Consider the following 12,736-nt stretch of genomic DNA (forward strand, 5'->3'; position numbering starts at 1 on the left):
CTCACCAGATCGCGTCCAGAAGCAGCCCCAGCCCCAGCAGCAGCGACAGCCCGACCAGAATTCGCCGGAACAGATTGTCCGACACCCGCCGGAACACCAGCAATCCGATCCGCGCCGAGAGAAAGGACACCGGCAGCGCGATCACGAAGGCCGTCAGCGTCGCGCTGTCATAGGCGCCCCGGTGCCACAGCATCGCCGCCGTCAGACTGAGCACCGCCACATTATAGGGCTGCAGCACCGCGCGCGTTTCCGCCTTGGGCCAGGGCCGCGTCGAGCACCAGATCGTCGGCAGCGCCCCGGACAGCCCCGCCATGCCGCCCAAGATCCCGCCGGTCAGCCCGACGCCCGAATCCAGCACTGGCGTGCGCCGCTCAAACCTCGGCAGATTGGCGCGGAAGCTGAAAAACCCGCCATAAAGGACCAGCAGCGCCGCGATCACCAGTTTCAGCAGATCGGCATTGATATGCGCCAGCGCCAGAATACCCAGCGGCACCCCCAGCAGCCCCGGCAGGATGAAGCGCATCAGTCGCGCGACATTGACTTTCAGCGCCGCGCGCACTTCCCAGAGCCCCATCATGCCAGTGGCCACCGACATCAGCGTAACCACCGCGACAGCGCTGATCGGGTCCAGCGCGACCAGCAGAAACCCCAGTGCAAACAGCGCCGTGCCGGTCCCGGCCAGCCCATTCACAAACCCGCCCGCAAAGGCGCCGAGCAGGATGAAGGCAATGGCATAGGCACTCATGCGCGGCAGTCAGGAAGAGGAAACATCGGGCAAGGCGCTCTCAGGATCAGAAGGTTACACTCCCCCGACTAAACCCGCGCCCGGCCCGATGGTCAAGCCGTGAACATGTTAAGCGTGCTCAGAAATCCACCTCTTGCGCCAGTCCTTTGGCAATCGCCAGATCCACCGCAGCAGAGGCCACGGCCAGATCCTGCAACCCCACGCCGGTCCCGTCAAACAGCGTGATCTCTTCCGCGCTTTGCCGCCCCGGATGCGCGCCATTGATCACCGCGCCGATTTCGGCAATCGCGCTTTCGGAAAGCAGGCCAGAGGCCACTGCATGCTGCGCCTCGCCAATGCTGATGGATTGCGCCACCTCATCGGTAAAGACCGTCGCGCGGCCCAGCAGTGCTGCTTCGACCTCTTGCTTGCCCTTGGTGTCGGTGCCCATACAGGCCAGATGGGTGCCGGGCCGCACCTGCGCATCCATCACGATCGGATCGAAACTCGATGTGATGGTGATGATCACATCCGCCTGCGCGCCCAGATCGTCCAGACTCACCGCCTCAAAAGGCAGGCCCAGTTCCGCAGCCGTATCCGCCAGACGCGACAGCATCTCGGGGTGGAAATTCCAGCCGACCACCTTCTCGAACCTGCGCTGGCGTACGGCCGCGCGCATCTGAAACGCGCTCTGATGGCCCGCGCCGACCATGCCCAGAACCTTCGCATCCTGCCGCGCCAGATGCTTGATGGAAATCGCACTCGCCGCCGCCGTGCGCAGCGCGGTCAAGAGATTACCGCCCACCATCGCCGTGGGTTTGCCGCTATCGGGATCGAACAGATAGACCGTGCTCTGGTGGTTCGGAATACCACGCTCGGCATTGCCGGGGAAATAGCCGCCCGCTTTCACCCCCAAAAGCGCCCCCACCCGGTCGAGACCCGATTTGAACCCGTACTGCCGCCCCTCGCCCAACGCTTCACGCACCACAGGGAAATTATAGGCGTCGCCGCGCGACATGGCGGCGAACGTGGCTTCAATCGCGTCAAAGGCCGATTGCTCATCGACCAGACCGGGGATGGCAGATTCGGGGACGATCCACATGGGTGTATTCCTTCAATTTCAGGGTGTTAAGGCCCCCGAAGGGGCCTTGATCTCAGTAAGCCTTGCCGCGCGCCGAGACCGGCCAGAGGGTTTCGACCTTGCCATTGCGGATACCGACATACCAGTCATGGACATTGCAGGTCGGGTCGCAATGCCCCGGCACAAGGCGCAGTTTCTCGTTCACCTTCAACACGTTACCGCTATCCTCGACGACCCCGTGTTCATCCGAACATTTGATGTATTTCACATCATCGCGGCCAAAGACCACCGGCAGGCCGCTATCCACCGACTGTGCCTTCAGCCCTGCATCAACAATCGCCTTGCCGGGTTTCGCATGGCTCATCACCGAGGTCAGAATGAATAGGGCGTTCTCCCATTCGCCCTGATCAATGCGCTGCCCATCCTTGTCGAGGATCCGCCCGTAATCGGCATCCATGAAGGCGTAAGATCCGCATTGCAGCTCGTTATAGACGCCGCTCGCGCTCTCGAAATAATAGCTGCCGGTGCCGCCGCCGCCGACGATATCACAGTCCAGCCCGTCGGCCTTCAGCGCCTCCACCGCGTCCTTCACCTGCGCCACCGCAATATCGATCTTGGCTTTGCGGTCCTCATAGCTGTCCATATGCTGCATCGCACCCTGATAGGCCTGGATGCCAGCAAATTTCAGCCCCGGTGCGGCGTCGATCGCCTTGGCGATCTCGACCACCGCAGGCGTGGTCGTCACACCGCAACGCCCTGCACCGCAGTCGATTTCCACCAGACATTCGATCTGCGTCCCGTGCCGCTGGGCCGCTTCCGACAGATCGGCCACATTGGCCAGATCATCCACACAGCAGATCGTGCGCGCGCCCAGCTTCGGCATGCGGGCCAGCCGGTCGATCTTGGCCGGGTCGCGCACCTGATTGCTGACCAGCACATCCTTGATGCCGCCGCGCGCGAAGACCTCGGCCTCGCTGACCTTCTGGCAGCAGACCCCGCAAGAGCCGCCAAGCGTTTCCTGCAATTTCGCCACATCGACCGATTTATGCATCTTGCCATGCACGCGGTGGCGCATGCCATGGGCTTTGGCATAATCGCCCATCTTCTTGATATTGCGTTCCAAAGCGTCAAGATCGAGGATCAGACAGGGCGTCTGGATATCCGCCTCATTCATCCCCGGCAGGGCGGGCACATCGTAACCCACTTCCATGCCTTCAAATCTGGTTGGTGCCGTCATGGTCCTGTCTCCTTATGCCTTGATCCAGGGCAGCGCGTCCAGATCGACATTGCCGCCGGTGATGATGACGCCGACCCGTTTGCCGGCAAAAACGTCGCGATTTTTCAGGATCGTGGCCAGGGGCACTGCGCTGCTTGGCTCCATCACGATCTTCATGCGCTTCCAGATGAGCTTCATCGCATCGATGATCTCTTCCTCGGAAGCCGTCAGAATATCCGTCACATGATTGCTGACGAAATGCCATGTCAGTTCCTTCAGCGGCACTTTCAGCCCGTCCGCGACCGTATTCGGGGCATCATCAGCGATGATATGGCCCGCCTTGAAACTGCGGCAGGCATCGTCGGCCTGTTCGGGCTCGGCGGCGTAGATCTTCACCTGCGGCGCGAAGGTCGAGAGCGTCAGGCAAGTGCCTGAAATCATTCCGCCCCCGCCAATCGGCGCGATCACCGCATCCAGCCCCTCGACCTGCGCGGTCAGTTCTTTTGAACATGTCCCCTGCCCCGCGATCACCCGCGGGTCATTGTAAGGATGGACAAATTCCGCACCGGTTTTGGCCTGCACTTCGGCAAAGACCGCTTCGCGCGAGGAGGTCGAGGGCTCGCATTCCGTGATGATCCCGCCATAGCCGCGCACGGCATCTTTCTTGGCCTGCGGCGCGGTGCGCGGCATGACCACATGACAGGGAATGCCCCGACGCCCGGCAGCATAGCTGAGGGAAAGCGCGTGATTACCGCTCGAATGCGTCGCGACCCCTTTTGCGGCCATGGCGTCGGACAGGCCAAAGACCGCATTCGAGGCCCCGCGCACCTTGAAGGCGCCTGCCTTCTGGAAATTCTCGCATTTGAAGAACAGCTCGGCCCCGGTCAAGTCATTGAAATAACTCGAAGTCAGAACCGGCGTGCGGTGAATATAGGGGGTGATCCGCGCCTCGGCGGCCAGAACGTCATCATAGGTCGGGATTAACATCTCGGGTGCGTCCTTCATGGCTTGCAGCCTTTCATTCTTGCCGAAATCTCCTTGGGGAAGCCCCCGTTACGCCGCCGCTGCGAGCGTGTCGGTGCCGGAATTGCGCAGGTATTCCTGCGCCGCAGCGACGCCCGAGCCGAGCGGAACCTTCCAGCCCAGATCGGCCATGCACATCTCGGCCACGGCCAGACCGGACAGGAGCATGGCATCGGTCAGCATGCCCAAATGTCCGATTCTGAACACTTTTCCGGCGACCTCTCCCAGACCCACACCGAAGGCCATGCCATATTTCGACGCCGCCAGTTGCACCAGATCGGTGCCGTTGCAGCCTTCGGGGACGACAACGGCGGTCACGGTGTCGGAATAGAGATCCGGCGTGGCGGCGCAGGGGCGCATGCCCCAGCCTGCAATGGCGCGGCGAGTCGCTTCTGCGAAACGGTGGTGGCGGGCATAGACATTCTCCAGCCCCTCCTCCTCCAGCATCTCGATGGACTTCGCCAGACCCGCGATCAGGCCCACAGCGGGCGTATAGGGATAGCCCCCTGCCGCATAGGATTTCAGCATGTCGCGGAAGTCGAAAAACGTCCGTGGCAGGGTCGCTTTTTCCATTGCATTCAATGCTTTGGGCGACACGCCAAGGATCGCCAGACCCGCAGTCAGCATGAAGCCTTTTTGCGATCCGGCGACCGCAATATCGACGCCCCAGCCCTCCATATCGAAGGGCATGGAGCCGATGGAGGACACACCATCGACGAAGAAAAGGGCCGGGTGATCGGCGGCATTCAGGGCGTTGCGGATGCCGCCGATGTCGGATTTGACGCCGGTTGCTGTTTCATTATGCGTGGCCAGAACCGCCTTGATCTTGCGATCGGTATCGGCGCGCAGCGCGGCTTCGATCTCGGCCAGAGGTGCGCCATTTCCCCAAGGAGTTTCAATGACTTGCACGTTCAGCCCGTGGCGCTGGCACATGTCGATCCAGCGATGGCTGAACATGCCGAACCGCGCGGCCAGAACCGTGTCGCCCGCCGAAAGCGTGTTGGTGATCGCCGCTTCCCAGCCGCCGGTCCCGGTCGAGGGCAGGATAATTATCTCGCCTTCTGAAAGGTTTAGCACGCGCCTGACCCCGGCCACAGCGGGTTTGAACATGCGCGCGAAGCTGGGCGAACGGTGGTCCAGCGTCGGCATGTCGCAGGCTTTGCGGATCTCCTCGGGGATATTGGTCGGACCGGGGATGAAGACGGGATTCTGCAGGGACATCGGACAACTCCTCGCTTGATTTCCAGCAATTTACCGGGCGTTCCTCATGCAGGCAATTTTTTTGAAATTATTTTTTACATGGTGAAAAAAGATCGCTAGAGTTTGATCCGAAACGGCTTTTTGTTTTTCATCAGGCGAAATCGTTTTTCGTCAAATCAGAAAAATGGAGTATCCATGTCCGATGCCCGCCCCCGTGGCCGCCCCCGCGCCTTTCATGACAAGACCGAGCAGAACACGGTCCAGTCGCTGGACCGGGCCCTGTCGATTCTTGAAGTGGTGGCCGAATCAAACGGGCTGACCCTGACCGAGCTCGCGCAGACTGCCGACCAGTCGGCGGCGACCGCTTACCGGGTGCTGACCACATTCCAGACCCATGGCTTTGTCGAACTGGAACCCGAGAGCCAGCGCTGGCATATCGGCGCGGGGGCGTTTCGCACCGGCTCGGCCTTTTTGCGGCGCACGAAACTGGCGGACCGGGCACGGGGCGCGATGGAGAGCCTGATGCGCGAGACCGGCGAGACCGCCAATCTGGGGATCGAGGATCGCGGCGAGGTGCTGTTCCTGACGCAGGTGGAAACCCATGAGGCGATCCGCGCCTTTTTTCCGCCCGGCACGCGCAGCCCGATGCATGTCTCTGGGATCGGCAAGGCGCTGCTGGCGCATATGCCGACGCTGCGGCTGGCCGAGGTGATGGCGCGGGGCTTGCGCGGCTTCACCAGCGCCTCGCTGACCGACCCGCAGGCGCTGGAGCGCGATCTGATCGCGACGCGGGCGCGGGGCTATGCCATCGACAATGAGGAACGCACCGAGGGCATGCGCTGCATCGCCGCGCCGATTTTCGACGCGCAGGGCCGCGCGGTGGCGGGGCTGTCGATCTCTGGCCCGGTGTTCCGCCTGTCGCTGGAACGCGCGGAAGCGGTGGGCGCGATGGTGCACCGCGCCGCGCAGGGCGTGACCGAGGCGACCGGGGGACGGGCCGGATAGCAGGCTTGACGGGCGCCGCCCGAGGCGTCAGGCAGGGCGCAGGCCAAGGATGAAGGAGCGCAGCAGATGAAACGCAGCCGGATCAACGCGATCATGGGTGAGGCGGCGGAACTGATCCGCGCGCATGGCTTTGTGCTGCCGCCCTTCGCCAACTGGACGCCCGAGGAATTTCTGGCGCGCAAGGATCTCGCGCGGGCGGTGATCGAGGCGCGCTGCGGCTGGGATATCACCGATTACGGCGCCGGGGATTTCGACCGTATGGGGCTGTTCCTGTTCACGCTGCGCAATGGGCGGCTGGCCGATCTGCAGCGCGGCGGCGGCATGTGCTATGCCGAAAAGCTGCTGATCTCGCGCGAGGGGCAGCTCTCGCCGATGCATACCCATGTGATCAAGGCCGAGGATATCATCAACCGGGGCGGGGCGACGCTGGTGGTGGAGCTGTTCGGCTCGGATGATGCGGGCGGTTTTGCGCCGGATCGCGGCGGGCGGGTGTTCTGCGACGGGATCGCGCGGGAGTTCGGCCCCGGCGAGCGGCTGGCTTTGCGACCCGGCGAGTCGGTCACGCTGATGCCGGGGGACTGGCATGCCTTCTGGGGCGAGGGCGGCGATGTGCTGGTCGGCGAGGTCTCGACGGTGAATGATGACGAGACGGATAATATCTTCCGCGAACCGATCGGGCGGTTTGCCGAGGTGGAAGAGGATGAGGCGCCCGCGCATCTGCTGGTGAGTGATTATGCGCGGTGGTTGGGGTGAGCAAGAAGCATAAGATTCCGCAGGAACAAATTGGATTCCTTGAATACTGGATTGACAAATAAGTGCACTCTTGTGAAGATTCCCCTGTCATGAAATAATAATTTGGTACGAACGATGAACCCTGTCGTCAAAGCACAACTGCAGAAATTTTCAAATACAAACCCGACACAGCACCTAAAAGAGCAAGATTACTTTGAATTATATTCAATATTCTCACTGGTAAATGGGCGAGAGAAAGAGAACTCCGACCCATTCTCAATACACCTTCAAGGGTCAGAGTTTGGTATAGATGGTTGCTCCATTTCAATTGAAGGGCGTTTAGTTCTTGATTCCGATCAGGCATCTGAGGCAATGTCGGATTATAGAAATGGGCGAATCCATTTCACCTTTATTCAAGCCAAGAGATCAGATGGATTCGACTACGGAGAGATCAGTAAGTTTCTTGACGCCGTGTATTTTTTCTTTACTGACGGCATGGAATCAGAGAGCAATCAGTTAGATGATTTAATTGAAGCAAAGAATATAATATTCGGCTCAACTCTAAGAAAAAACCCGGACATAACTTGCTTTTTCGCCTCAACCGGGAGCGTTATTGAATCTGCAAAGATCGAAAAGCTAATCGCTGCAAGCAAGGATAAGCTAGAGCAGCTAAGTATGTTTGAGAATATTAAAATAGAGATCGTTGGAGCAAAGGAGCTTCAAGAAGGATACAGAGCAGCCACGAGCGCCAATGCGCAAGAAATTGAATTTCCTCAGAATAAGACAATGCCTGTGCACAAGAAAGTGGATCAGGCGTTTATTGGTTTCATCGAGGCGGAGCAACTACTGAAGCTGGCAACAACCTCAAGCGTCAGCATGGATGATATCAGAATCAATCAATCCGTTTTTTTCGATAACATAAGAGACTATAGCCCGACCTCAGAGATAAATGAAAAAATCATCAAAGAACTTCAAACTGGAGATAAGAGCGGTTTTGTATTCAGAAACAACGGCGTAACGATTGTAGCGAAGAAAATAAACAGAACTGGAGATAAGTTTTTAATTGAAGACTTTCAAATCGTGAACGGCTGCCAAACCTGCAATATTATATTCGAAAGCCGCAACAGCATTAACGAGGTCTTTGTGCCCCTTCGACTTATTGGAACAAATAATGAAGACTTCATAACAAGCATTATTGTTGGCACAAATAGCCAAAATCAAGTTAAAGACGAACAGTTCTGGGCCCTCAAGCCCTTCATGAAGGATCTTGAAGAGTACTTTGCCCAAAAGCCCGCAGATCTGCAGTTATTTTTGGAGCGCAGAGAAAATCAGTATCGAAATGAAGCCGTCGAAAGAACCCGAATAGTAAAACCTGCAGATTTGATGAAAACTGTTGCCGCTATGTACCTTTTTCAGCCGCACAGAGCAGCAAGAGACTTTCGAGGAATACGAAAAGAGTTTAGTGGGAAATTATTCACATCGGGGCACAATGTGACAGCATACCATGCCGCTGCTTTCTCGGCGTATAAATTTGACTACCTGGTCAGAAATAAAAAGCTTCCAAGAAGCATAAATATTCACAAGTATTACATCCTGGCAAGGCTTGGCTTTGAAAATTCGAAAGGAGGTAAAATTTTATCACTAAGCGGCAAGAAAGTTAATCTTGCTTGCGATAAAATTTTTGAGCTCGCCAGAGATGACGCGAACTTTGCGAAGTATTGCACAACTGTTTCCAATGATATTGATAAGCTATTGAATAAGAAACTAGGAAACTCACCAGCCAATCTACCACGCGAGCGGATCAGAGACACCCTGAGATCGGAGAGCTTCGCCAAAGATTTCTTATATTAACCCCGCCCGAACCGCCTTGCTTCCGCCAGCAGCGCCGCCAGAACCGGCGTATGCGGCTCGCGCCAGGGGGCGATCAGGCCGACCTGTTTGGCCTCGCCCTCGCCCGAAAGCGGCACGGCGCTCAGATCCGGGGTGCTGGCGAAGAGATCGGCGGTATGGGCATTGACCACGCTGACCCAGGGCCCGGCCTGCACATGGGCGATCAGGGTCAGGATCGAGTTGGATTCGAGCTGCAGGCTGGTCTCGACGCCCGCGCGGGTCAGTTCGCTATTGATGATCCGGCGGTTCTGCATGTCGGGGGTGAGCAGGCAGAGCGGCAGACCGGCCAGATCGGTCCATGTAAGCTGCGCGCGCGCCGCCATCGGGTGATCGGGGCGGGTCAGGAGCAGGTAGCGCTCGGTATAGAGCGGGACGGTGACGACGCGGCCCAGCGGTTCATTGTCCAGATAGCTGACGCCGGCATCCAGCTGCAGCGTGTCGATCTGCTGCAGGATCTCGATCGAGGAGCGCGACAGGATTTCGAGATGCACATTCGGATTGGCGCGCAGATAGGGCGCGGTCAGCCGCGCGATCATCGGCAGCGCGGTCGGCACGACGCCAAGCCGCAGATTGCCCGACAGCCCGTGCCGCGCGGCGCGCATTTCCTCGCGCAGGGTGCGGCTGTCGCCGACGATGCGGGTCGCCCAGTCCAGCACACGCGCGCCTTCGGGCGTCAGCCCCTCGAAGCGCGAGCCGCGCCAGACGAGTTGCACGCCCAACTCGCCCTCCAGCGCCTTGATCGCGGCCGAAAGCGAGGGTTGGGTCACGCCCATGCGTTCGGCGGCGCGGCCGAAATGGCGCGTCTGGGCGAGGGCGATGAACATTTCCAACCGATCCAGCATGGGGACAGTTCTGCACTGTGGCGCGGGGGGTGCGCAAGTGGGCTGAAATGCGCGCGCCCTCTTGTTGCGGGGGGGGCTGCGCCTTATGTGCGGGCGCATGAAGATACCGTTTGTGAACCGCGCGCCCATGGTGGCTGTGCTGCGCCTGCAGGGGATGATCGCCGCAGGCGGTCGTCCGGGGCAATTGAATGATGCGGCGCTGGCGCCGGTGATCGAGGCTGCGTTCAGACGCGGCAAGCCCAAGGCCGTGGCGCTGGTGATCAACTCGCCCGGTGGCAGCCCGGTGCAATCGGCGCTGATTGCCGCGCGGATCCGGCGGCTGGCGGCGGAAACCGAAACCCCGGTCTATGGCTTTGTCGAGGATGTGGCGGCCTCGGGCGGCTATTGGCTGGCCACGGCGGCGGATGAGATTTTCGTGGATCCGAATTCGATTGTCGGCTCCATCGGGGTGATTTCGGCGGGCTTTGGCCTGCAGGAGATGATCGCGAAACTGGGCGTCGAGCGGCGGGTCTATACCTCGGGCAGGTCCAAATCGCAGCTTGACCCGTTCCGCCCCGAAAACCCCGAGGATGTGGCGCGGATCAAGGCGCTGATGGAGCAGATCCACGCCAATTTCATCACACAAGTCAAAGACCGGCGCGGGGCGAGGCTGGCCGAGGATGACCGGCTGTTTACCGGCGAGTTCTGGCTGGGGGCGCGGACGATCGAACTGGGGCTGGTGGATGCGACCGGCCATCTGGTGCCGGTGATGAAGGAACGTTTCGGCGAGAAGGTGAGGTTCCGCAGCTATGGCATCCGCCGCCCCTTTCTGGCGCGGTTCGGCCTGTCGCTGATGGAGGATGCGCTGGCGCTGGCGGAAGAACGCGCGCTTTATGCGCGTTTCGGGCTGTAGCGCCATGATCTTCAAGATTGTCACGGCGTTTCTGGTGTTCATGGTGGTGATGGGGGCAGTGCAGAAATGGCTGAACCCGAACCGCAAGACACCGCTGGACCGGCTGCGCAGCGCGAAATTGCCCCGCCCGCGCAAATGCAAGAGCTGTGGCAAGTTTCTCATCGGCGGCGAGGACTGCCGTTGCAAGGACAAATAACCCATGATGATTGATATCGCCCAGATTGCGGGCGGCTTGGTAATCCTGCTGCTGGCGGGTGATCTGCTGGTGCGCGGTGCGGTCAATCTGGCGCTGCGGCTGGGTGTTCCGGCGCTGATGGTGGGGATGACGGTGGTGGCTTTCGGCACCTCGGCCCCGGAGCTTCTGGTCTCGGTCCAGGCGGTCCTGACGGGGGCAGGCGGGCTGGCGCTCGGGAATGTGGTGGGCTCGAATATCGCCAATATCCTGCTGGTCATGGGGCTGCCCGCGCTGATTGCGCCGGTGCTGGTCGGGCGCGAGTCCCTGCGCGATTATGCGATCATGATCGCGGTGACGTTCCTGTTCATCGGGCTGGCCTTTACCGGGGTGATCGCGCTCTGGCAGGCGCTGGTGCTGCTGGCAGCGTTTGCGCTGTTCATGGCCGAGAGCATCTGGCGCGGCAAACGCGCGCAGATAGCGCCGGATGAGCTGGAAGGCGCGGATCCGGCGCTGTCGGGGCGGCGACTGGCGCTCTATCTTGTGCTGGGGCTGATCGGCCTGCCGCTGGGTGCCAGTCTGCTGGTGGCGGGCGCGGTGGATATTGCCGAAGCGCTGGGCGTGTCGGATCTCATGATCGGGCTGACCATCGTTGCTGTGGGCACATCGCTGCCGGAACTGGCCACGACGCTGATGGCCGCGATCCGGCGCGAGGGCGGCGTGGCGCTGGGCAATATCCTTGGCTCCAACATCTTCAACCTGCTGTTCATTCTGGGCGTGGCCGGGATGGTGGGGCCGATGGCCGTGCCCGAAGCCATGTTGCGGCTGGATCTGTGGGTGATGCTGGGGGCGGCGCTGGTGCTGGCGCCCTTCCTCTGGAGCGGACGCGCCATCGGGCGGGTGGCGGGGGCGCTCTTGCTTTCGGGATATGGCGGCTACATCTGGCTTCTGGTGCAATACGGGGGCTGAGACATGGGCCGGGCATTGGTGACGGGGGGGGCGCGGCGGCTGGGCCGGGCGATGGCGCTCTATCTGGCCGGGCGGGGCTATGACGTGGCGATCCATCATGCCCGTTCCGGCGTGGAAGCCGCAGCGCTGGCGCAGGAGATCGAGGCGATGGGGTGCCGCGCCATCTGTCTGCGCGCCGATCTGCTGGACGAAGACGCGCTTGCGCCGCTGGTGCCAGCGGCCGCGCAGGGTCTTGGCGGGCCGCTGAACCTGCTGGTCAATAATGCCTCGGTCTTTGAAGAGGACAGTCTTGCCACCGCCACCCGCGCAAGCTGGGACCGGCATATGATGTCGAACCTACGCGCGCCTTTCGTGCTGACGCAGGCTTTCGCGGCGCAATGCCCCGCCCCGGTGGCGGATGCCGCCGGAGAGCCGGTGGCGCAGGGGCTGGTGGTCAATCTGATCGACCAGAAGGTGCGCAAGCTGACGCCGCAGCATATGAGCTATTCGATTGCCAAGATGGGGCTCTGGGCCTTTACCCGCATGGCGGCGCAGGAATTGGGGCCGCTTGTGCGGGTCAATGCGATTGGTCCGGGGCCGACCCTGCAGGCAGAGGGCCAGCCCGAAGCGGCCTATCTGAACAGCCGCGCGGCCACAGTGCTGGAGCGTGGTGCGAACCCCGATGACATCACGGCGGCATTGGGTTTTTTCCTTGAGGCCAAGGCGGTTACAGGCCAGATCTTATGCATAGACGGGGGCCAGCATCTGGTCTGGAAAACCCCCGATCTGGGCTGATCCGGGGCGGAAAACAGACATATTCTGTGCAAGTTGTGCACCGTTCACGAATCTGTCACGGATTTGAGACAAAAACATCATGTATTTCAAATGTTTGCGACAGCAACAATAATTATTGTTTGTTATCAGTTCGTTAAGTTTGTGCCTATTTTTTAGGCAAATCACGAAACACCCCTTGATTCAACAGGAATCCCGCCGAAACGCAACTTCGCCCAC

At 60.3% G+C, this 12,736-nt stretch carries 13 protein-coding genes; 7 read left to right on the plus strand and 6 right to left on the minus strand.

What is annotated here, in order from left to right; translation table 11 throughout:
* Window position 1: 1 nt before the first annotated feature.
* The 5 genes from BG457_RS05020 to bhcA all read right to left on the minus strand — a co-directional run bounded on the left by BG457_RS05020 (window position 2) and on the right by bhcA (window position 5,265).
* A complete protein-coding gene (locus BG457_RS05020) occupies window positions 2-745 on the minus strand; it encodes a sulfite exporter TauE/SafE family protein (RefSeq protein ID WP_071795872.1) in 744 nt (247 codons plus the stop codon).
* Window positions 746-863: 118 nt separating this feature from the next.
* On the minus strand, window positions 864-1,826 hold the full coding sequence (bhcD, locus tag BG457_RS05025) for an iminosuccinate reductase BhcD (protein WP_071795873.1): 963 nt from the start codon (window positions 1,824-1,826) through the stop codon (window positions 864-866).
* Between the two features lie 52 nt (window positions 1,827-1,878).
* On the minus strand, window positions 1,879-3,042 hold the full coding sequence (gene bhcC, locus BG457_RS05030; protein ID WP_071795874.1) for a 3-hydroxy-D-aspartate aldolase BhcC: 1,164 nt from the start codon (window positions 3,040-3,042) through the stop codon (window positions 1,879-1,881).
* 12 nt (window positions 3,043-3,054) lie between these two features.
* The gene (bhcB, locus tag BG457_RS05035; RefSeq protein WP_071795875.1) at window positions 3,055-4,026 is read right to left on the minus strand and encodes a beta-hydroxyaspartate dehydratase BhcB; all 972 of its coding nucleotides are present in this window, start codon (window positions 4,024-4,026) and stop codon (window positions 3,055-3,057) included.
* 48 nt (window positions 4,027-4,074) lie between these two features.
* The gene (gene bhcA / locus BG457_RS05040) at window positions 4,075-5,265 is read right to left on the minus strand and encodes an L-aspartate--glyoxylate aminotransferase BhcA (RefSeq protein WP_071795876.1); all 1,191 of its coding nucleotides are present in this window, start codon (window positions 5,263-5,265) and stop codon (window positions 4,075-4,077) included.
* Between the two features lie 174 nt (window positions 5,266-5,439).
* Here bhcA and bhcR point away from each other — a divergent pair, with 174 nt between their 5' ends.
* The 3 genes from bhcR to BG457_RS05055 all read left to right on the plus strand — a co-directional run bounded on the left by bhcR (window position 5,440) and on the right by BG457_RS05055 (window position 8,832).
* Window positions 5,440-6,249: an HTH-type transcriptional regulator BhcR gene (gene bhcR / locus BG457_RS05045; protein ID WP_071795877.1), complete on the plus strand. Its 810-nt coding sequence runs from the start codon at window positions 5,440-5,442 to the stop codon at window positions 6,247-6,249.
* Between the two features lie 66 nt (window positions 6,250-6,315).
* The gene (locus BG457_RS05050) at window positions 6,316-7,002 is read left to right on the plus strand and encodes a D-lyxose/D-mannose family sugar isomerase (protein ID WP_071795878.1); all 687 of its coding nucleotides are present in this window, start codon (window positions 6,316-6,318) and stop codon (window positions 7,000-7,002) included.
* Window positions 7,003-7,116: 114 nt separating this feature from the next.
* Entirely contained in the window at window positions 7,117-8,832 is a 1,716-nt protein-coding gene (locus tag BG457_RS05055) for an AIPR family protein (protein ID WP_071795879.1), read from the plus strand.
* Here BG457_RS05055 and BG457_RS05060 read toward each other — a convergent pair.
* Window positions 8,829-9,713 carry a LysR family transcriptional regulator gene (locus tag BG457_RS05060; protein ID WP_071795880.1) on the minus strand — a complete coding sequence of 295 codons (885 nt, stop codon included), beginning with the start codon at window positions 9,711-9,713 and terminating at the stop codon, window positions 8,829-8,831. The genes BG457_RS05055 and BG457_RS05060 overlap by 4 nt on opposite strands.
* Before the next feature lie 97 nt (window positions 9,714-9,810).
* Here BG457_RS05060 and BG457_RS05065 point away from each other — a divergent pair, with 97 nt between their 5' ends.
* Genes BG457_RS05065 through BG457_RS05080 form a run of 4 tightly spaced genes read left to right on the plus strand, consistent with a single transcriptional unit; the run spans window position 9,811 to window position 12,520 of the window.
* The gene (locus BG457_RS05065; RefSeq protein ID WP_071796072.1) at window positions 9,811-10,605 is read left to right on the plus strand and encodes a S49 family peptidase; all 795 of its coding nucleotides are present in this window, start codon (window positions 9,811-9,813) and stop codon (window positions 10,603-10,605) included.
* 4 nt (window positions 10,606-10,609) lie between these two features.
* On the plus strand, window positions 10,610-10,801 hold the full coding sequence (locus BG457_RS05070) for a hypothetical protein (protein ID WP_071795881.1): 192 nt from the start codon (window positions 10,610-10,612) through the stop codon (window positions 10,799-10,801).
* A gap of 3 nt (window positions 10,802-10,804) precedes the next feature.
* Complete coding sequence (locus BG457_RS05075) at window positions 10,805-11,746, plus strand: calcium/sodium antiporter (protein WP_071795882.1); 942 nt, start codon at window positions 10,805-10,807, stop codon at window positions 11,744-11,746.
* A gap of 3 nt (window positions 11,747-11,749) precedes the next feature.
* Window positions 11,750-12,520: an SDR family oxidoreductase gene (locus BG457_RS05080; RefSeq protein ID WP_071795883.1), complete on the plus strand. Its 771-nt coding sequence runs from the start codon at window positions 11,750-11,752 to the stop codon at window positions 12,518-12,520.
* Window positions 12,521-12,736 lie beyond the last annotated feature (216 nt).

The sequence above is a fragment of the Natronohydrobacter thiooxidans genome (assembly GCF_001884735.1).
In the GTDB taxonomy this organism is placed as follows: Bacteria; Pseudomonadota; Alphaproteobacteria; order Rhodobacterales; family Rhodobacteraceae; genus Roseinatronobacter; species Roseinatronobacter thiooxidans_A.

Excerpts from the sequence above, each read along its gene's own strand:
- BG457_RS05020 (WP_071795872.1), bottom strand. The coding sequence starts at position 745 with ATGAGTGCCTATGCCATTGCCTTCATCCTGCTCGGCGCCTTTGCGGGC.
- bhcD (WP_071795873.1), bottom strand. The coding sequence starts at position 1,826 with ATGTGGATCGTCCCCGAATCTGCCATCCCCGGTCTGGTCGATGAGCAA.
- bhcC (WP_071795874.1), bottom strand. The coding sequence starts at position 3,042 with ATGACGGCACCAACCAGATTTGAAGGCATGGAAGTGGGTTACGATGTG.
- bhcB (WP_071795875.1), bottom strand. The coding sequence starts at position 4,026 with ATGAAGGACGCACCCGAGATGTTAATCCCGACCTATGATGACGTTCTG.
- bhcA (WP_071795876.1), bottom strand. The coding sequence starts at position 5,265 with ATGTCCCTGCAGAATCCCGTCTTCATCCCCGGTCCGACCAATATCCCC.
- bhcR (WP_071795877.1), top strand. The coding sequence starts at position 5,440 with ATGTCCGATGCCCGCCCCCGTGGCCGCCCCCGCGCCTTTCATGACAAG.
- BG457_RS05050 (WP_071795878.1), top strand. The coding sequence starts at position 6,316 with ATGAAACGCAGCCGGATCAACGCGATCATGGGTGAGGCGGCGGAACTG.
- BG457_RS05055 (WP_071795879.1), top strand. The coding sequence starts at position 7,117 with ATGAACCCTGTCGTCAAAGCACAACTGCAGAAATTTTCAAATACAAAC.
- BG457_RS05060 (WP_071795880.1), bottom strand. The coding sequence starts at position 9,713 with ATGCTGGATCGGTTGGAAATGTTCATCGCCCTCGCCCAGACGCGCCAT.
- BG457_RS05065 (WP_071796072.1), top strand. The coding sequence starts at position 9,811 with ATGAAGATACCGTTTGTGAACCGCGCGCCCATGGTGGCTGTGCTGCGC.
- BG457_RS05070 (WP_071795881.1), top strand. The coding sequence starts at position 10,610 with ATGATCTTCAAGATTGTCACGGCGTTTCTGGTGTTCATGGTGGTGATG.
- BG457_RS05075 (WP_071795882.1), top strand. The coding sequence starts at position 10,805 with ATGATGATTGATATCGCCCAGATTGCGGGCGGCTTGGTAATCCTGCTG.
- BG457_RS05080 (WP_071795883.1), top strand. The coding sequence starts at position 11,750 with ATGGGCCGGGCATTGGTGACGGGGGGGGCGCGGCGGCTGGGCCGGGCG.